The organism is Streptomyces katrae, from assembly GCF_002028425.1.
GTDB lineage: Bacteria > Actinomycetota > Actinomycetes > Streptomycetales > Streptomycetaceae > Streptomyces > Streptomyces katrae_A.
Window position 1 is genome coordinate 7,445,636 of the sequence record NZ_CP020042.1, and the last position, 18,647, is coordinate 7,464,282.

The window sequence follows — 18,647 nt, forward strand, 5'->3', positions numbered from 1 at the left end:
ACCCGCAGCATGACCGGCACCACAGAGGCCCTTGACGGATCGGCGGCGGCCGACGTGGCACGCGACGTCACGCGCCCGTTCTACATCTACGCCGTGCTCTCCAACTCGATGTTCCAGCGCGGCGTGTTCGTCATCTTCCTCTACCAGCAAGGCTTCTCCGCCGCGCAGGTGGCCCTCCTCCAGACCTTGCTCTTCCTGGTCAGCGGACTCGCGGAGCTGCCCACGGGCATCATCGCCGACCGGATCGGCAGGCGTGCCAGCATCGTGATCGGCCAGGTGCTGGTGGCCGGATGTCTGCTCGGTCAGGTGGCGACCTCCGACTACTGGCTCTTCCTGGCGCTGTTCATCGGCCAGGGCGTGGGCATGGCCTGCGTGTCGGGTTCGGACACCGCCCTGCTGTACGACCTGCTCGTGCGCCGCGGCGCGACGAGCGGCTACGTCAGGATCAGGTCCCGGTTCACCATGCTCGGGACGGTCACCTCGGGGGCCGCCATCATCCTCGGCGGCCAGCTTCAGCGGTTCTCCTGGGGAATCGTCTACACCGCCTCGGCGTCGTGCCTCGTCGTGGCCGTGCTGGTGCTGCTGGCCCGGGTGCCCGAGATCCGCGGCGCGGACGCGGTGGACGAGCAGGACGGCGCCGGGAAGGAGCACGGCGACACCACGGCCTGGCGGGCCATGCTCCGGGTCGCCACGCCGGCGCTCGTGACGCTCGTCGTGGTGTCCGGACTGATGCACGCGACGCTGACGCCCTACATCATCTTCACCCAGAAGACGCTCTCCGATCAGGGTGCGAGCACCGCGCTGGTCAGTGTGGTCATCTCGGCGGGATTCTTCATCGGCGGCCTCACTCCCCTGCTGTCGGACCGCGCCGACCGGCGCATCGGGTACCGGATCATCGCCCCGTTGTCGCTCCTGGCGCTCGCCGCGGCCCTCGGCCTGACCGGCCTCGGCCTCGTCTGGGTCACCATCGCCGCGTTCCTGCTCCTGGTCGGAATCCCCGAGATCACCGCCGTGCTCGTGGACAACGTGTTCAACGAGGCGGTGCCCTCGCGCCACCGGGCGGGCCTGCTGTCGATGATCGCGTTCGTGGAGTCGGTGCTCATCGGCATCGGCTATCTCGTCCTCGGCGCGCTCATGGGCGGACTGGGCTCCAGCGTGGGCATGGCCGTCTACGCCGCGGTCCCCCTGCTGGCGTGTCTCCTGTGGCTCCCGGTGCTCATCCGCGGGACGCGGGTGAGCACCGGGAGCGAGCAGGCCGCCGCCCCGGAGGAATCCTGAAACAGCCCGTCTCGGCCAATGCCCCTGATCGATGAGGAGCCGAAGTGGAACTGATGCAGATCGGGCACGAACAACCGGTGCTGGATCTCTCCCCCCCGGTCGTACATGAGGACTCCCTCTCGGTCGCGCTGGTCTGCATGCCCTGGGCCGTGGTCGACATGCCCTCCTTGGCGCTGAGCACGGTCGCCCCGCTGTTCGAGCGGCGCGCAGAGGTCGAGAAGCTCGACGTCGTCTACGGCAACATCCGGTGGCTCGACCACCTGGTCCGGGAGGCGGGCCTCGAACGCGGGCACTACGAGCTGATCGTCGACGCCGAAGTGTTCGGGGTCGGCGAATGGGTCTTCTCCAGCTGTTTCCGCCCCGGTGTCGACCCACGGAGCACGAGCTTCTACGACCTCATACGCGACAGCGAGCACGTCGACGCCTACTGCGCGATGTTCCGCGCGGCGCCCGCCTTCATCGACGGGCTGGCCCGGGACCTCGTGGCCTCGGACGCCGACGTCCTGGGGCTGACGACGACCTTCGACCAGAACATCGCCTCGTTCGCGCTCGCGCACCGCGTCAAGCAGCTGCGGCCGGACGTCGTGACGATCCTCGGCGGGGCGAACTGCGACGGCGTCCAGGGCACGGCGGTCCACCGCGCCCGCCCGGAGTTCGACTACGTGATCCGGGGGGAGGCGGAGCACTCGATCGCGCCGCTCATCGCCCACATCGCGGAATGCCGCAGCGGTGACGGGAAGAAGGACGAGGAACTGCTCCGTGCCGTGCCCGGCCTGTGCTGGCGGTCCGACGCCGACGGAACCACGGTCAGCAACCCCATCGGGCGGACGCCCGTCTCGATGAACGTGGTGCCGGAGCCCACCTACGACCACTACTTCCGCGATCTGGGGAAGTCCCCGGCCGCGCCGTTCATCGACGTCAAGATCCCGCTCGAGGCCAGCCGCGGCTGCTGGTGGGGCGCGAAGCACCACTGCACGTTCTGCGGCCTGAACGGGTCGGCCATGACCCATCGGGCGAAGCCCGCCGAGCGCGTGCGGGCGGAGGCCGGCCGGGCCATCCGCCGGCACAACGTGCTCGACCTGGTGTTCTCCGACAACATCCTGGCGCCCGAGCACGTCGTGCAGCTGACCTCGGATCTGGCGCTGCCCGCCGAGTGGGACGTCCGGCTGTTCGCCGAGGTGAAGTCGAACCTCAACTTCAGTCAGCTGGAGTCCCTCGCGCGCGCCGGCTTCACACAGCTGCAGCCGGGTGTCGAGAGCCTGTGCACGCCCATCCTGCGGATCATGCGCAAGGGGGTGACCGGATGGCAGAACGTGCGGTTCCTGCGCGACTGCGCCACCTGCAGGATCTACCCCTCGTGGAACATCCTCGTGGGCTTCCCCGGGGAGCAGGACAGCGACTACGAGGCGCTGATCGCCTCGCTCCCGTCCCTCCACCACCTGACGCCGCCCGCCGGGGCGTTCCCGATCAAGCTGGAACGCTTCAGCCCCTACTTCGACGATCCCGCCCTCGGTCTGCAGGCGCTCGGCCCCTCGCTCAACCTGGTGAGCGCCTACGAGGGGGTGGCGGAGGGCCTCGACGACCTCGTCTACGTGTTCGAGTCCGCGCCCGCCGGCCTCTCTCCCGCGACGAACCAGCTGCTGCGCGAAGCGGTCGCGAGCTGGAAGGACACCGCCTCGGTCTCCCGGCTGGTCACCCTGCCGTCGCCGGACGACTCGCTCGTCGTCATCGACGACCGGCCAGCCTGGCCCTCCCGTGAGCTGGTGTTCCGGCCGGGGCTCGAAGCCGAGGCGTACCGGGCGCTGGCGAAGGGCAAGACGCTTCCCGCGCTCGCCTCCGCGATGCGCTCGCTCGAGATCGACCTGCGGGAAGGTCAGCTCGAAGAGCTCGTCGAGAACTGGACGGAGCTCGGCATCGTCTTCCATGAGGACTCGACCTATCTGGCGCTCGCGACGGGATTGCGTTGGTGACGAAGCAGACAGCAGAGCGGCGGTCGAACCGCCGGAGGCTCTTCGCGCCGGTGGACCTCCATTCGGTGCGGAGCAGGCAGGACCTCGTCGCCCTGACCCGGTCGGGATACGCCGGGATCAGACTGACCGGTCACTTCGCCCTGCAGGAGATGGGCGACGCCGAACTCGTCTCCCTGATCGCGCTGCTCCGTGACGCCCGCGGGGTCGGCCTGCGGGTCTCGTGGAGCGGCGACTGCGGCACCCTGGAGGTCGGGAGCCTGCGCCACCTCGACCCGCCGCGGCGGCCGGACGGCTCCTTCGCGTGGTCGGCGCAGGAGGGAAGGGCCCTCGTCGTCCGGCGCGGTCCGACGTTCCTGGCCGTCGAGGACACCCGCCACGGGGAGCGCCGCCGCATCGACGTCGACCGCTCGGAACCGGCGGCGGCCATCCTCGACGAAGGCCGCTGGGGGCGTACGCTCACCCCCGCCGAGGCGGCCAGCCTGGACGCCCTCGAACTGCACGACCTCGTCTTTCGTGCCGGCGACCACGCCGTGGGCATCGCCGTGAGACAAGGAGTCTGGTGTGTCTGAAGGCCACATCCTCTTCCGCAGGACGCTCGACGAGCGGACCGTGTCGCGAGGGCCGGGGGAACCGCCCGGGGCTGTCTTCCCCATGCGCATGGGGACAGCCGGGCTGGGCCTGCTCGTCAACGATCACCGCGAAGCCACCCGCATCCTGTCCGACGTGGAGACCTACGGCAGCGCGGGCGAACTCATGGCGAGCGTCTTCGACGAGCCGGACGAGGCGCATCCGGACGGCTCGCATCCGCACGCGGCGTCCGAGGAGGTCTTCGCGGTCAACCAGACCGACGGGGAGGAGCACCGCCGCGTGCGGCGCGCGCTCCGGAGGGTCATCGACACCCGCGTGCGCGACGTCTCGGACCAGCTGGTCCAGGACGTGCGGCAGGCGGTCGAGAGCGCCCTCGCGCTGGGGAGGCTCGACGCGGTCGCGTCGATCGGCGTGCCCATCGCCGACAGCGTGATGTCGCGCCTGCTCGGACTCGACGAGAAGCTCGTCTCGGCCCTGCGGACCGCGGTGTACGGGGGATACCCGGTGCGCGAGCTCGACGCCACCCTCGTCGACTGGGTGCGCGACAGGCGGGCCCGCCCCGCCGACGACCTCGTGTCGGACCTGATGGCGGAGCTCCCCTCCCTCGACGACCGGCAGGTCGCGGCGAACACCCGGTTGCTCGCGCTGTCGGGCGTCGAGGTGCTGGCGGCGCTGATCACGAACGGCATCCTCTGCCTGGCGCAGGACCCGAAGACCCAAAGCCTCGTGCGCGACGACGAGACGCTGCTGCCCGGCCTCGTCCACGAGGTGCAGCGGTACGCGAGCCCGATCGCGCGGGGGATCTACCGGATGTCGAAGGAGTCGTCCGTGATCGGCGGGTACGCGGTTCCCGCCGGCACCCTGCTCGTCATCGGGGTGGACGTCTGCAACAGGGACACGTCCGTGCTTCCCGACGCCCACAGGTTCGACCCCACGCGTGGCCGGGATTTCGAGAACCTGACGTTCGGCCGTGGGAAGCACTCGTGCCTGGGCATTCCGGTCACGCGGCTCATCGCGGCGCAGGCCCTGCGCGTATTCCTCTCGGGAACGACGAGTTTCGGCCTGACCGTGGAGCCGTCAGAGCTGCGTTTCCACGATACTGCGGTCATGAACGGGCTCGTCGAACTCCCGATTTGGGTCGAGTGCGCGAACTAGTGTCTCGTGATCCTGATTGCGTCACTTCGGTGGGGCGGTCCGGGTGAAGGGTTTCGCGGAAGTGGACGTGCGGGTTCTTCGCGAGCCATGCCTCCACGTCCGGGGAGGCGTGCCTGGAGAGGTTCGAGGCAGAGGCGAACTCGTGGTGAGGCGGGTATCTGCCGTGGGCCCCCGACGAGCTCGGGCCGAGACCGTGAACCCGGTTGCTCGTCGCCGCCACTCCCGGCTCGGAACGACCATCACGGTGCCGCTGACGACCGGTGGTCTGTCCGCCTGCTCGCCGGCCCCGGAAAACATCATCGCGGTGGAGGCGGTGAACAGCTCGACCGCCCGACTGCTGACCATGACCTGCTCCGAGTTCACTGCGGACCAGTTCGGCGTGCAGCAAGGGGACGGGCCCGACAACGGACTGCGCGACTGGGCAGTGCCCCGTGCTCTGACCGGGCCTCGGGTGGATTCCGTCCAGGTGTCCAAATTGAGGGACCTGCCAGCGGGGGAGGTACCGACGAGCGACGGCGACGGCGGCACCGTGACCTCGGGCCGCGACGACCACTATCACGAGCTGGCGTCCTGAGAAGGCTTCGGGGAAAGGGCAGGGCTTCGCGCACCCGTCCCGGCTCATCCGGTCTTGGCGGTGGCCTCGGCGCCACCGGTGTCGGTGACCTTGCCACGGGGGCTCATGCAACGTACGACGGGCAGTGGGTGGGAGACGAGGAGGCAGGCGACCCCACCCTCTTCCCAATCATCCAGGAGGGGTGCCCTCCCCGGCCGGCGGCGAATTCCAGGCCACCGACGCCATCGCCGCCTACGCACGCGACCACGAGGTCCTCATCCATCCGGTTGCCGGGGAGTACTGTGCGACATCCCGTGGGTTGCTCTGAGCCTCCCTGAGTCTTCAACCTCGTGGCCAGGGGGTTCTGTTCTGTCCAGGGAGGTTGTGGACGGGTGATGCAGGTCTCGGCTGAGAGATCTTGAAATGGGTGAGGGCCTTCTGGCCTGGTGTGGATTGCGACATCTGCACCGGCGACCAGAAAGGCCCTCGTGCCCCACCGTAATGCACCCCTGACCGAGACCGAACGCCTGCGGCTGGCCCATTGCGTGGTCGAGGACGGCTGGCCGCTACGGCGGCCGTCTGAGTACGGAGACCTGCGTCCCACCTGGACATCCCTCCCTGGACCAGCAAGATCCATTGTCAGGGTGTCCACTCCACGGGGTCAGCCTCAGAGACCCATGCCCGTGGCCGGCTGGGCATCGGCTGTCCCGTGGCGATCGGCTGCGACCACACTCGCACCTGAGCCACGAGCAGTAACCACCAAAGCCCAGTTCGACGCTGTGATGTCGGCCCAGGACCGGAACAGGCCGCATGGCAGATGGGGCAAGCGGCGCAAACCGCAGAGAGCGTAGGCTCCAGCAGCGGCGGGGGCGCTTCGACCGGCCCGCAGTGCTAGACGGTTACAGTGGGCGAGCCCGTTGAGTGGCATAGCGCATCCGTGCAGAGAGGGGCAGCGGGGAATGAGTGTGGCGGAGAGCTGGTCCCGCGTCATGAATCTCCTCCGGGCACATGCGCCGGCCGATCACGCGGACCTGCCCGGCCCGGCCCCGGAGCGGGTACTCGCGGCCGCCGAGGAGCGCATGGGTGTCTCCTTGCATCAGGACCTGCGCGTGTGGCTGCTGCAGAACAACCTGGATCTCCCCGAGGACGATGTGGACGACGACGTCGCCTGCTGCGGTTACGCCGGGTTCCCGGACGAGGCGAGCTTCTTTCTGGGCATCCGGGCGATGGAGAAGCTCTACGCCAACCACCCCTTGTCCGGTGGCGACGAATGGCGCGAGGAGTGGATCCCGTTCCTGTCCGATCAGGATGCCTGGACGGGGCGGTTCATCGATGTGACGGACGGACGTATCGGCAAATGGTTCGTGGGTGAGCCCACGACCACCGGCGAGCACCCGTCACTGGCCCACTACTTCGACTCCGTGGCGGAGATGCTGACGAGGATCGGCACAGGGGACTATCCGCCCTGTTCTGTTGTCGATGGGCGACTTGTCTGGTTGTGAGGCCGCGACGCCGTGAAACAGAAGTGCCCCCCCGGAACCGAAGAACGGCCGGGGGGCACTTCTCATGGTCCGGTTACGGAGTGGGTGCGGTGAATCCGTCGAGGTCGACCCAGTAGCCGTCGTCCTCCATCAAGCGCTGATCCTTGATGAAGTCGCCGAACGGCCGCATCGACTGGGTGTTCTGCCAGTTCGACATCGAGGACCGGCCTCGGTGCCGGGGTGTTCGGCCGCAGGTGGAGCGTCTTGGTGTCGTCGGCGTTGCGCTTGAGATAGGTCTGTATGCACTCTCCGCGCCGCTGTAACCGACGGGGTTGGGGCCCGCCGGGTTTTCGGCGCTCTGCGCGGCGTTGGCGAACACGAACTCGTCACAGCTTTTCAAGTCGGTGATCGGCTTCCCTGCGTCCAGGGACCACATCCCCTCAACCCGCTGACCTGATCGCGGCCTGAATGACATGCGGGACCGACACGCCCGGCAGGTCACAGCCATTCGTTGATCGCGGCGACGAGGACGGTGGCTTCGAAGCGGACCGCGAGCTTGTCGAACCGGGTGGCCACCGCCCGGTTCCTCTTCAGCCGGTTGATGCCGCACTCGACCGCGTGCCGGGCCTTGTAGTCCTCACGGTCGAAGGCCGGAGGCCGCCCGCCGACTGTTCCCCGGCGCTTACGGTGACCGGCCTGATCGGCAGGTTCCGGAACGGTGCAGCGGATCCCGCGCCGCCCTAGATAGGCACGGTTCGCGCGCGATGAGTAGGCCTTGTCGGCCCGCACCCGCAACGGGCGGACCCGGGGCCGGCCCAGGCCGAGACGAGGGACCCGGATAGCTTCCAGCACCGCCGTGAACTGCGGGCAATCTCCCCGCTGACCGGCTGTGACCAGCACCGATAACGGCCGCTGGCCTTGCTCACAGGCGAGGTGGATCTTCGTGGTCCAGCCCCCGCGGGACCGGCCCAGGCCATGATCGTCCGGTTCGGCCTGGTGGCCGCCCGGCGGCTCCTTCTGGGCTTGACCGTCCCGACGGGCGCCGGACGCGTGTTGATGGGCCCGGCAGATCGTGGAGTCGGCGTTCACGTCCCAGGTGATCAGCCCGACGGCATCCGCCCGGGCCTGCAACGCGGTCAGCACCGACGACCAGACGCCATTGCGCTGCCAGCGACGGAACAGCCCATAGACCGTCTGCCACGGACCGTATTCCGCCGGCAGATCACGCCACGGGGCACCGGTCCGCACCCGCCAGCGGATCCCATCGATCAACCGCCGCCGGCACACCGACGGCCTGCCCAGCCCCGCGACCGGCAACAACGGCCCCAGCACCGCCCACTGATCATCTGAAAGATCCCCTCGCCCCACACCGAGATCATCACGGCACGAGGCGAGACACGGACCCCAGTTCTAAAACACGGCCTAGTTGTATTGCCCTGGGAGGTTGTGGACGGGTGACGCAGGTCTCGGCTGAGGGATCTTGAACGGGTGAGGGCCTTCCGGGTTCGGTGTGGATTGCGACGTCTACACCGACCAGCAGAAGGCCCTCATGCCCCACCGTAATGCACCCCTGACCGAGACCGGACGCCTTCGCCTGGCCCGCTGCGTGGTCGAGGACGGCTGGCCGCTGCGCCGGGCGGCCGAGCGATTCCAGGTCTCGCCCACCACCGCCCAGCGGTGGGCGGCCCGCTACCGGGCCGGGGGTGAGGCCGGAATGACCGACCGGTCCTCGCGCCCGCACACCAGCCCACGCCGGACCCCGACCCGCATCGAGCGGCGGATCATCAAGGTCCGCCTCGCCCGCCGGTGGGGGCCCGCCCGCATCGCCCACCTGCTCAACCTGGTGCCCTCGACGGTGCACCGGATCCTGACCCGGTTCGGCCTGGCCCGTCTCACGCACCTGGACCGCGCCACCGGCGCCGTCATACGCCGCTACGAACGCGACCGTCCGGGCGAGCTGGTCCACGTGGACATCAAGAAGCTCGGCAACATCCCCGACGGCGGCGGCCACAAGACCCTCGGCCGCCAGGCCGGCCGCAAGAACCGCTCCAGCGCCGGCTACAGCTACATCCACACCGCCGTCGACGACCACTCCCGCCTCGCTTACAGCGAGATCCACGCCGACGAGAAGAAGGAGACCGCCACCGCCTTCTGGGCCCGGGCCCAGGCCTACTTCGCCGGCGTGGGCATCACCGTCGAACGGGTCCTGACCGACAACGGCGCCTGCTACCGCTCCCGCGACTGGCGCGACGCCCTGGCAGCGGCCGGGATCGCCCACAAGCGAACCCGGCCCTACCGGCCCCAGACCAACGGCAAGGTCGAACGCCTCAACCGGACCCTGCTCGAGGAGTGGGCCTACGCCCGCCCCTACCAGTCAGAGCAGGAACGACGCGACGCCTTCCCTGGCTGGCTCCACACCTACAATCACCACCGCGGACACACCGCACTCGCAGGCAAACCACCCGCCAGCCGCGTCCCCAACCTCACAGGGCAGTACACCTAGGGCTCGGTGATCTCGGCCGACCGCGCACTTGGTTCGCGGGGAGGCGGCTGCGGCGGTGCAGAGGGCGGACGCGAGCCGTCCCCGGCGCCCGAGGGACGCCGGGGACGGCTCGGTGCGGGACCGCACTCAGGCGATGGGGGCCTTGTGGACGTTGAGCAGGGCGACCAGGGCGGTGCCGAGGTCGGTCACGACCATGTTCGCCTTGGCCTTGGCGTCGGCCGTGGTGGCGCCCTTCTCGGCGACCATCAGCAGGCCGTCGACGGAGCCCTTGAGCTTGTCGATCGCGGCGGAAGCCTGCTCGACACGGGCGGACTCGGGGGCGGCCGCCGGAAGCACGGTGGGCGACTTCGCGGGCGTGGCGGCCGGGGGCTGGGCGATCGGCGCAGCGGGCTTCGCGGGCTCGGCAGCGGGGGGCTTCGCCACCGGGTCGGCCGGCTTCGCGACCGGGGGCTTCGCCACCGGGTCGGCCGGCGGGTTGGCGGGCTTCGCCGGGGCGTTGACGACGGGCTTCGCCGGAGTCTGTGCGGCGGGGACGGACTTCTTCAGGTCTGCGAACGCAGGTTCGATCTTCGCCTTGACCGCAGCCAGTTCAGCCGCTGACACCTTCCCGTCCGGCGACTTCAGCACCGCCGAGAGCAGATCCGTGACGGGCTCCAGCACCCCGGCGGCAGCGCCGAGCGACTGGACTTGTGCGAGCAACGCGTCACTGCCGGGGACGGCTTCTCCTGTGACGCCGAGGGGCGGCTGCTCGGGGCCGCGGGCGACTGCCGCGATACCCGGTGACGCGGTCAGCAGGGTCGCGCAGAGGGCGGCGGGAACGGAATAGCGGGTCATGCGGTGCAACGGCTTGCTCCTGTTCGGTGATGACGGTGTGGTGTGGCCGGAGTCGGCCCGGGGCGGGGTGGATGCCCTTTACCACTCACCGCCATCCCGTCACGCACCGCAACCGGAGCTGCCCTCCCGTTCCGACGACACGCCCGTCAACGGCCTGGTAGATCGCACTGACCAGCTGTGATGCCTTCACCCCAGCGCGCTAACCCGCCTCAGCTACCGTGACACGGAGTGACCGTCGATTCCGGGGTGACCCCCAGGACCTCGTCGCCACCGTCGCGCTCGCTCCGGCCGCTGGAAGCCCGCGACCGTGCGGGGCGTCCTCACGGGCCGGGGATCGGCCCCATCACCGACGAGGGCGGCGCCATCGGCTCCCGGGGCCGCTGCCACGCCTGGTCCGTCGCCTTCGGACCGCGCGGCTTCCACACCACGCAGGCCGAAGCCGTCGCCCGCGTCGTCGCTGCCTGGCCGAACACCGGCCCCTGCGGATACGAGCCGTCCGTCCTCCTCGCGCTGGTCCTGCCGCGCCGCCGACGTGACAAGGCGGGCCGGCCATGCACTGCCAGGGCGTGGCGGCCGCGGATTGCGGGGTCCGGTGGGCTGTGTCAGCGTGGTTAGCCGGAAGCTCGGGGTTGTCAGGGGCGGGGACGACCCGAGGAATCCCGTACGAGGGGAAACCCATGAGGCACATTCCGAGTAATGCCGTGAGCGCGGCGGCAGCGTTGGTCCTTTCCGTCGGCGGAGCTTCTCCCGCCTTCGCGGCCGATCCGAGCCCCAACTCCAGTGCAGCGGCTGCGCAGTTGTGCACCGACCTGAACAAGCTCCGTTCCGACGCGACGGCACTGTTCGGACTGAATCCGGCGTCGGCGACGAAGGACCAGGTCAAGAGCGCGTACGACGACGTCAGGGACGGCTGGGATGCGGTCGCGAAGTCCACGGCGGAATGGAATGCGGCGCAGAGGGAGGCCGTGAAGTCCGCGGCGGACGGGCTGAAGAAGACCTGGGACGGCCTGCCGGACGACACCGCCGGCGCCGAGGCCGCCACCAAGCTGAAGCCGCAGGCCCAGATGCTGGACAGCGCGGTGAAGTCCGCGCGGACCGGTCTGAAGTGCCCGGGCTGACGACCGCACTCGGACCCATGACGGTGATCTTTGCAGGGTGTGACTGACGCTGCGGGGATCTTCCGGATGCGGCGGGCGGCCGGATCGCAGGCCCGCCGGTTGAGGGCCGCCTCCCGAGCCAGGGAGGCGGCCCTCACGCACGTTGCCCGGCCCGATGCTGTGGGCCCGGCCCGCCCCCTTGGACCCGAAGGCCCCTGCCGGGCCCTCAGGGGGCGCGGTGTCGAGGGGTTCGGTCATCTTCACCCTGTACGGCGGTGGGCTGCGGGGGACGTGCCGCACGGTGGACGGCACCGATTCCCTACGATTGCTGCGTGCCCACCTTTTCCTTCGAACGCAATCCCCCGCTCGCCCCCGCGGAGGCGTGGCGCAGGCTGACGGAATGGCCCCGCCACGCCGACGTGGTCCCGCTGACCAGGATCGAGGTGCTCACCGCGCTGCCGACCCGCGAGGGCACGCGTTTCGTGGCCCGGTCGGGCGTCGGACCGGTGACCGTCGACGACGTCATGGAGGTGACGGTCTGGCGCCCGCCGGCGGGCGACGAGCCCGGCCTGTGCCGGCTGGAGAAGCGCGGCCGGGTCGTCCTGGGCTGGGCGGAGATCGAGGTCCGGCCAGGGCCGGGGGGCCGCAGCCGGGTGGTGTGGCGGGAGGAACTGCGCATCCGCTGCCTGCCGCGCCTCTTCGGCGGCGTCCTGAAGCGGACGGCCCGCCTCGTGTTCGGCCGCGCGGCCACCCAGCTGCTCAGGAAGGCCTGAACGACGACGGCTCTCAGGCGACCGAGCCGATGCGCCGCGTTTCCCGGGCCGCCGTGTCGTGTGGATCGGGGTGTGCGCCCGTCATCCAGGCCCCGATGCCGCCGCTCGACAACCCCGAACTCGCCCTGGCCCACAGCCGCCGTGCCGTGCGGTGCCAGCACACCGAGCGCGGCCAGGGTGCGCGGGGGGTGCCCGTGGTCGAAGGCCAGTCGGCACCCCTCGGTGTGGACGCTCGCGGCCCGGCTCCGCCGTGAGTTCGCCGATCTGGTGCAGGCCCCCGCACACAGGCGTGCGGGAGCGTCGTCACATCGGCCGCCAGCGGGCGCCCATGCCGGCCGGGGGCACCACAGGGACGGGAAACGGCGGTTCATCCACTCGTGCGTCGGGGTTCGGCGCCGCCCCGGCTGGCCGTGGGCCGGCAGGCCGTCGCCGCCGACTGGACCACCACCCCTGGCCGCCGTCGGCATCAGCTGACACACACCGGAAGGGGATCGACTCGCCGTTCCCGGGGTGAGCCTCAGGTGGCGGAGCCGGCGGCGGCGCCGGTGACAAGGTCGGCGCCCCAGCGGGCGATGGCGGCCTCCAGGTCCAGAGGGCCCGTCTTCGGTGCCTCGCCGGGTGCCGCCCAACCCTCGCGCGGCACCCGCCACATCACCTCGAACTCGTTGCCGTCCGGGTCCTTGGCGTAGAAGGACATGGAGCGGTGGTGGTCGGTGGCGCCGAGCAGCGCCCTGCGCTGGCCGAGTGTCCGGCCGATCTCGGCCAGCTCGCCCAGTGTGCCGACCTCCCAGGCCAGGTGGTACAGGCCGACCCGGCCCGCCTGCGGGCCGGGTGCGTCGGCGCCGATCGCGAACAGGCCGAGGTCGTGGTCGTTGAGCGTTTCCCGGGCGCTGAGGAAGGCGGCCCGCCCGGGGAATTCGGTGTCGACCTTGAAGCCCAGCACGTCGGTGTAGAACGCGGCCGAGGCTGCGACGTCGCGGACGTAGAGCACCGCGTGGTTGAGGCGGCGTACCGGCATCGGGCTTCTCCCTTGCGAAGTTCAAATTTGAATCGAATTGCTTCGACGATACCGAGTGATTCGAATTCGAACAACCCGGTGCGGATGTGGCCACCGCGAGACGCACCGCGAACGCGGTGGGATCGGGAGGTGACGACAGCGCCGCGAAGCCGCAGCCGGCCGCTGCCGGAGCCCGTAAGGTCGGCGGAATGGAAGCCCGTACCCCGCCCGTACTCTTCCTGCCCGCCCCCCCGTACCTCCACCGCCGAACTCCTCGCCCGCGCCGCCGCGTGGCGCGGCTACGACGTGGTCGGCCGCGCGGCGCACGCCGAGGGGCGCCGGGTGCACTGGTACGGCGGCCCCCGTGCGGCCGCCCGCGGGGCCGGTCCGCTGGGCCTCGGGCTGCTGGAGCCGGCCGACGAGTGGCTGACGCGCGTACCGCGCCCTCTCCTGCGGCGCTCCGTGCGGCTCACCACCCTGGCCGTGGCCCGGATGCTGCGGGAGCGGCTCTTCGTGAAACCGCCCTCGGCCAAGCTCGATCTGCTGCCCGCCGCCGTCCACGCGGACGGGACCGGCGGCGGGCCGCTGCCCGGCGGGCTTGACGGGGCCACGCCGGTGCCGGTCAGCGGGGTGGTGGAGTTCGAGGCCGAGTACCGGCTGTTCGTCATCGACGGCGAAGCCGTCGCCGGCAGCCGCTGCGCCGTCCACGGACGCCTCGACCCGGTGCCGCTGGACACGGAGAGCCGTGCCTTCGGCCGTACCGTCCTCGAGGCCACGGCCGCCGGCCTGCCCAGCGCGGGCTGTCTGGACATCGGCTGGCTCGCCGACGGCGGCTGGGCGGTGGTCGAGGCCAACAAGGCCTGGTTCGCCCACTGTTACGCCGCCGAACCGGACCGCGTCCTCGACGTGCTGCTCCGCGCCGCCGGCCCCTCACCGAGGTCGCCGAGCGGGACCGGCCGCACCTGAGGGGCCCCCGGTCCGCCCCGGACCGGGCCCGCGCCTGACCGACCGCCGCGGACTGTCAGTGCCGGATCCTACGATCGGCACCATGCGCGAATACTTCACGACAGGCGGGCGGAGGCTGTCGTACCTGGACTTCGGCGGTCAGGGGAAGCCGCTCCTCGCCCTGCACGGGCACTACAACGAGGCATCGGCGTTCGCCCCGCTCGCGGAGGCGCTGGCGCCTCGGTGGCGGGTGATCGCCCTCGACCAGCGCGGACACGGGGAGTCCGACCGCGCCGACAGCTATGGGCGGGGGGACTACGTGGCCGACCTCCTCGCCCTCCACCGGCACCTGGGATGCGGCCCGGTGCCGGTGCTGGGGCATTCACTGGGCGGGGTCAACGCCTACCAGTTCGCCGCGCACCACCCCGACCGGGTCGAACGGCTGATCGTGGAGGACATCGGCGCGGTCGTCGACTGCGACTGGTCGTTCACCACGCGCCTTCCCGCACACGCGCCGTCCAGGCAGGCGCTGGCCGAGGCACTGGGCCCGGCCGCACCCTACCTGGAATGCGCGTTCCGCCGGCGGGAAAGGGACTGGGGTTTCTCCTTCGGCATCGAGGACACCATCGCGTCCCAGAAGGCGCTGTGCGGTGATCACCGGGCCGACTGGACCGCCGTGCCCTGCCCCACCCTGCTGGTGCGCGGCACGGAGAGCGACGAGCTGACGGCCGGTCACGCCCGGACCATGGTCGCCCTCCGGGAAGGCCGCGCGCGCCTGGTGGAGCTGGCCGCCGGTCACGTCGTGCACCACGACGCCCCGGAGCAGTTCGCCGCCGCCGTCACGGCCTTCCTGGCGGAAGGAGTACCTCCCGTCATAGGCGTGTACGCCGTGGGCGTCGGTGCTCCACGGGGACGGGCTGGCCATGCCCTGGCGGCGCAGCACGGCGGTTCTTCTCTTGCTTGAGCAGGACCTCCTTGAGCAGGCCCTCGACGTCGTCGTCCAGACGCAGGACGGGGCCGCCGCCCTTCGAGCGGCCCTTGTTCTCTCCGGCGATCTTGTTCCAGGGTCGCGCGCACGACGTCCACGGTCGTCGCCACCTGAGCGGCGGCGCTGCGGCCGCGTTCGGCGAGGGCCTCGGGCGCCGGCCCCAACGCGTCCGGCGGCCGGCCCCGGCGCCCGCGGTGATGGTGAAGGCCAGAGGCCGTGCTCCGCCGTGGTCCGGCAATGGCGACCGCGGCGGGGGAGCCGCGGAAAGGGGAGCAGATGAGGTACTTCCACGCGATGGCTTCCGGCCTCTCACGACTCTGGGCAGCGGCACGGCCCAGGCAGTGCAGGGCTGGCAGGAGACCACGGCGCAGGGCACGGCTCAGGCCCGTTCCGCCGGGGCGGAGGACCACTGCCTGGTGGAAGGGGTCGACCTCAACGCCTTCCTGTCGATCAGGGAACGGATCATCGGCCCATCGGCCCATCGGCCCATCGGCCCGGCGGCCCGCCGGCCCGCCGGCCCGCCGCGTCGCCGTGGCGAAGAAGCCGTGGGTCCGCAGCTTCCCCAGCTGGGGCACGGCCGCCGACGCCGCCACCGCCGTCTACCCGGCGGGATACACGCCGTCCGTGCCGAAGCCGCTGGACGACTTCGTCCTGAAGTTCCTCGGCGTGCGGATCGTCCAGGACATCGGTACACCGCAGGAGCGGAGCTTCTCCTTCGGGCCAGAGGTCCTGCGCCTCGTACGGATCGAGGAAGGGCTGCCCTTCTCCTACTTCGCGTCCCCGGCGCTGCCCGGCCTCAGGCCTGGTACGCACACGACCACGGTGTTCTTCCGGACGAGCTCCGAGCACTGCGACGGGCTGGGAACCGTCCGGGAGGACAACTGCCTCCCCGCGGGTGACAACCAGTACACGGGCAACACCCCCCTTCGAGGCCGTCAGGAAGCGGGACGCCGCCGGTTGACCCGGTGGCATGGCATCCGTCCGGGAGTAGCTCGACATGCCCTCGCCCCGGCGTGCCGCCGCCTTCCCGCTCCAGGCACCGTCAGAGCCTGGATGCCCTTGTGAAAGGCTTTCGCGCCCCGCCCGGATGTGGGCCGCGCCCGTCCTTGCGGGCGTCTGGCGGGCTTCGTACGGCCCGCGCCACCGGCGCTGCGCTCGGCCACTCTGGCTTTGTCGGTCAGTAGCGAGAACGTTTGTTGCCCAAAGCGAGAACACCTTGTGGGCGCGGAAGATGATGTAGCCGAGTTTCAGCAACGCCCGGTTGCTTGACTTGCCCCGGATGTCGTGCGTTCCCCGGCGGCGGTGGATGCGGAGCCTGGCGGTGTGCCGCGTACGGTCAGCGTGCGCATGAAGAGCAAAGCCCGCGGCACGTGGTCCAAATCCCTGCGGACGAAGACGCCGGTAAGCGCCCACGAGGTAGCCGTCCTGCGGCCCGGTTCAGGAGGCGAGGTGGCAGGATGACGCGGTGTCCGACTCTCTGCACGAACTGTGGCTGCGCGGCATCGCCCTCAATCCGGCGGCGCCCTCCGACGTCCTGACACGCCTGGTCGATCCAGCGGCTGGTGAGGTCGGCCTGCTGATGTGCGCGGGTCGTGACCTGCCCGACGCCGTCATCGACGCGGCCCTGAACCACCCGGACAGAAGGATCCGCCGGGCGCTCGCGCAGAACCGGCACATCGACCCCGCACGACTCGTCCCCTTGGCGACGGACCCGTCGGGGATCGTCCGCGGGTGGCTCGCCGGCGGCGTGCCTGCCCATCTCCGCCCGCGATGGGTCCGACCACTGCCGGACGACATCCTCGTCACCCTCCTGACCGCCCGGGACGGGGGCGAAGACGGCACGCTCACCGCGAACGAGATCGTCGGGGAGCTCGTTTCCTCCCGGCAGATCCCTTTGGCCTTCCACCGCTCCATGGCCGGGCACGAGCACCCCGGGCTCCGTGAACGCGCCACCCGGGAGTGGCAGTCGCTCACCGACGCGCAGCGGGAGGCCCTGCTCGACGACCCCGACCCCGCGGTACGGAAGGCGGCGCAGGAGCACAGCTGGGTGCTGGATCCGGAACGGGTGGAGGCCAGGCTGCCGTCCTACGGCTCCCGCGGCAGGCCGTTCGTGTTCGGCACGTGTGCACTGTCCCCCACGGTCGTCGAGCAGTGCTTCGCGGACGGCACGGTGCACCCCCTGACCTGGAATCCCCAAACCCCGGCCGATGCCGTTACCCGGCTCGCCCGCCACCCCGAGGCGCAGATCCGTGAGTTGGTCGCCGCCCGGCCCGACCTCGGACCGGACCTGGTGGCGGAGCTGAGGGAGGACCCGGACGAGGACGTGCGGATGCGCGCACGCCTCCGCCCCTTCCCCCGCACCTGGGCCGAGTAGTGGGCGATCGACAGGGTCATCGGGCATGGCCCGGACTGCACCTGCCCGATCACGGAGCCGACCGGCGAACCGTCGCCCGACTGGTTCGCCGCCTGCGCGGCGTCCGAGGAACCGGTGCTCCGCCGGGTCGCGGCGCGCTTCCCCGGCCTGCCTGCGGAACTCGCCGCGACACTGGCACAGGACGACGACGAGGAGGTACGGATCCTGCTGGCCTGCCACCACCCGCTGGCTCCGCCCCAACTCCTCCTGGACGTCTTCGTCACCCGCCCGGCCCACCGACCGCACCTGCTGACTCTGCCCGCGTTCCCCCGCACCGGCTGGGCCCACCTCGTCGGCCACCCGGATACCGACGTACGGGCCCTTGCCGCAGCCGATCCCACCCTGGCCGAGGCCCCGGTGGAAGACCCCGACGAGTCGGTGTGCCGGGCAGCCGCTGCCAACCCGAGCTTGACACCGGAAGCCCTGGATGCCCTCCTCGCTGACTCGCGCACCGCCGAGGGTGCCGCGGCAAACCCCTCGCTCCCCGTGCCCCGCATGCACGCACTGCTCGACCGCTGCCTGAACGACTCCGCCACCTGACCGCAGGGCGGACACTGAGAGACGACGCCCTCCCAGCGATCACAGGTCTGGCAAGCTCCGTCGGCCATCGGCCGACGCCGACGCTCCGGACAGGTGTGTCCAAGTCTCGTCAACATTCCGGGCATCAGTGACAAGCGGCTGCTCCTGCAACTCACCTACAAACGTTTTCCGTTCTCACCTACGCAGCAGCCACTCATCACCAGGCCGGCCAGCGGCAGACGCCCGTGATGTGGAGGTCGTGTCCGTTGGAGGCGGTGCTCGGCCGGTTCGAGGGACGTACCGGTCGGGGGTGGCGAGCCAGGCGTGGTGCTCGCCTTCCGTGGTGATGGTCAGGCCGCGAACCGTTCGGTCGTCGCGGACCACGTCGCGGTAGATCCTCGGGTCCGTGCGCCGCCCGCGCATCAGCATGAACGCCGCCTGCCGACCTCGTCGCCCTCAGCCTGGCCGGCCGGCTCCCCCCGGCACCACTGCAGCCATGGGCCTGTGAATGTCCCCCCCCTCGACCTGGAACCCCTGGATCTCGGCAGGGCTC

Annotated in this window: 19 protein-coding genes and 1 pseudogene; 16 read left to right on the forward strand and 4 right to left on the reverse strand. The window is 70.8% G+C overall.

All coding sequences use genetic code 11. The features are described 5' to 3' along the window. The first annotated feature begins 9 nt into the window (after positions 1-9). The 7 genes and pseudogenes from B4U46_RS34070 to B4U46_RS34100 all read left to right on the forward strand — a co-directional run bounded on the left by B4U46_RS34070 (position 10) and on the right by B4U46_RS34100 (position 7,046). The gene (locus B4U46_RS34070; RefSeq protein WP_185117132.1) at positions 10-1,278 is read left to right on the forward strand and encodes an MFS transporter; all 1,269 of its coding nucleotides are present in this window, start codon (positions 10-12) and stop codon (positions 1,276-1,278) included. A gap of 53 nt (positions 1,279-1,331) precedes the next feature. After that, positions 1,332-3,248, forward strand: a complete 1,917-nt coding sequence (locus B4U46_RS34075; protein WP_237293406.1) for a RiPP maturation radical SAM C-methyltransferase — start codon at positions 1,332-1,334, stop codon at positions 3,246-3,248. Next, positions 3,245-3,817 carry a DUF5825 family protein gene (locus B4U46_RS34080; protein ID WP_123995170.1) on the forward strand — a complete coding sequence of 191 codons (573 nt, stop codon included), beginning with the start codon at positions 3,245-3,247 and terminating at the stop codon, positions 3,815-3,817. The genes B4U46_RS34075 and B4U46_RS34080 overlap by 4 nt, the downstream gene beginning before the upstream one ends. Next, positions 3,810-4,991, forward strand: a complete 1,182-nt coding sequence (locus tag B4U46_RS34085; protein ID WP_079431417.1) for a cytochrome P450 — start codon at positions 3,810-3,812, stop codon at positions 4,989-4,991. The genes B4U46_RS34080 and B4U46_RS34085 overlap by 8 nt, the downstream gene beginning before the upstream one ends. Before the next feature lie 244 nt (positions 4,992-5,235). After that, positions 5,236-5,565, forward strand: coding sequence for a hypothetical protein (locus B4U46_RS34090; protein WP_123995169.1), 330 nt, complete (start codon positions 5,236-5,238; stop codon positions 5,563-5,565). A 467-nt stretch (positions 5,566-6,032) separates the two neighbouring features. Continuing rightward, positions 6,033-6,128: pseudogene (locus B4U46_RS36995) on the forward strand (IS481 family transposase); the annotation flags it as partial. A gap of 375 nt (positions 6,129-6,503) precedes the next feature. Continuing rightward, positions 6,504-7,046 carry an SMI1/KNR4 family protein gene (locus B4U46_RS34100; RefSeq protein WP_079431420.1) on the forward strand — a complete coding sequence of 181 codons (543 nt, stop codon included), beginning with the start codon at positions 6,504-6,506 and terminating at the stop codon, positions 7,044-7,046. 73 nt (positions 7,047-7,119) lie between these two features. On the opposite strand, the gene B4U46_RS39975 is transcribed toward B4U46_RS34100, so the two are convergent. Both B4U46_RS39975 and B4U46_RS34110 read right to left on the reverse strand, forming a co-directional pair. After that, a complete protein-coding gene (locus B4U46_RS39975; protein WP_257790377.1) occupies positions 7,120-7,242 on the reverse strand; it encodes a hypothetical protein in 123 nt (40 codons plus the stop codon). 281 nt (positions 7,243-7,523) lie between these two features. Beyond that, complete coding sequence (locus B4U46_RS34110; RefSeq protein WP_079431421.1) at positions 7,524-8,393, reverse strand: IS5 family transposase; 870 nt, start codon at positions 8,391-8,393, stop codon at positions 7,524-7,526. Positions 8,394-8,574: 181 nt separating this feature from the next. Between B4U46_RS34110 and B4U46_RS34115 the strand changes: the two genes are divergently transcribed. Beyond that, entirely contained in the window at positions 8,575-9,528 is a 954-nt protein-coding gene (locus B4U46_RS34115) for an IS481 family transposase (RefSeq protein WP_079432180.1), read from the forward strand. A gap of 126 nt (positions 9,529-9,654) precedes the next feature. Here the strand turns inward: B4U46_RS34115 and B4U46_RS34120 are convergent, their stop codons facing one another. Beyond that, positions 9,655-10,362: a hypothetical protein gene (locus tag B4U46_RS34120; RefSeq protein ID WP_079431422.1), complete on the reverse strand. Its 708-nt coding sequence runs from the start codon at positions 10,360-10,362 to the stop codon at positions 9,655-9,657. Between the two features lie 677 nt (positions 10,363-11,039). Between B4U46_RS34120 and B4U46_RS34125 the strand changes: the two genes are divergently transcribed. The 3 genes from B4U46_RS34125 to B4U46_RS37765 all read left to right on the forward strand — a co-directional run bounded on the left by B4U46_RS34125 (position 11,040) and on the right by B4U46_RS37765 (position 12,486). Then, positions 11,040-11,480, forward strand: a complete 441-nt coding sequence (locus B4U46_RS34125; RefSeq protein ID WP_237293242.1) for a hypothetical protein — start codon at positions 11,040-11,042, stop codon at positions 11,478-11,480. A 311-nt stretch (positions 11,481-11,791) separates the two neighbouring features. Continuing rightward, positions 11,792-12,232: an Immediate-early protein 2 gene (locus tag B4U46_RS34130; protein WP_079431423.1), complete on the forward strand. Its 441-nt coding sequence runs from the start codon at positions 11,792-11,794 to the stop codon at positions 12,230-12,232. 95 nt (positions 12,233-12,327) lie between these two features. Continuing rightward, positions 12,328-12,486, forward strand: coding sequence for a hypothetical protein (locus B4U46_RS37765; protein WP_159036652.1), 159 nt, complete (start codon positions 12,328-12,330; stop codon positions 12,484-12,486). Positions 12,487-12,749: 263 nt separating this feature from the next. Here the strand turns inward: B4U46_RS37765 and B4U46_RS34135 are convergent, their stop codons facing one another. Further along, a complete protein-coding gene (locus B4U46_RS34135) occupies positions 12,750-13,250 on the reverse strand; it encodes a VOC family protein (RefSeq protein ID WP_079431424.1) in 501 nt (166 codons plus the stop codon). A 129-nt stretch (positions 13,251-13,379) separates the two neighbouring features. Between B4U46_RS34135 and B4U46_RS34140 the strand changes: the two genes are divergently transcribed. The 5 genes from B4U46_RS34140 to B4U46_RS39655 all read left to right on the forward strand — a co-directional run bounded on the left by B4U46_RS34140 (position 13,380) and on the right by B4U46_RS39655 (position 18,115). Beyond that, positions 13,380-14,195, forward strand: coding sequence for an ATP-grasp domain-containing protein (locus B4U46_RS34140; protein ID WP_237293243.1), 816 nt, complete (start codon positions 13,380-13,382; stop codon positions 14,193-14,195). An 82-nt stretch (positions 14,196-14,277) separates the two neighbouring features. After that, positions 14,278-15,138 carry an alpha/beta fold hydrolase gene (locus tag B4U46_RS34145; RefSeq protein WP_079431426.1) on the forward strand — a complete coding sequence of 287 codons (861 nt, stop codon included), beginning with the start codon at positions 14,278-14,280 and terminating at the stop codon, positions 15,136-15,138. A gap of 555 nt (positions 15,139-15,693) precedes the next feature. Continuing rightward, positions 15,694-16,227 carry a hypothetical protein gene (locus B4U46_RS34150; protein WP_079431427.1) on the forward strand — a complete coding sequence of 178 codons (534 nt, stop codon included), beginning with the start codon at positions 15,694-15,696 and terminating at the stop codon, positions 16,225-16,227. 400 nt (positions 16,228-16,627) lie between these two features. After that, the gene (locus B4U46_RS39650; protein ID WP_237293244.1) at positions 16,628-17,536 is read left to right on the forward strand and encodes a hypothetical protein; all 909 of its coding nucleotides are present in this window, start codon (positions 16,628-16,630) and stop codon (positions 17,534-17,536) included. A 114-nt stretch (positions 17,537-17,650) separates the two neighbouring features. Then, positions 17,651-18,115 (forward strand): hypothetical protein, encoded by a 465-nt coding sequence (locus B4U46_RS39655; protein WP_237293245.1) that lies wholly within the window; start codon positions 17,651-17,653, stop codon positions 18,113-18,115. Positions 18,116-18,647 lie beyond the last annotated feature (532 nt).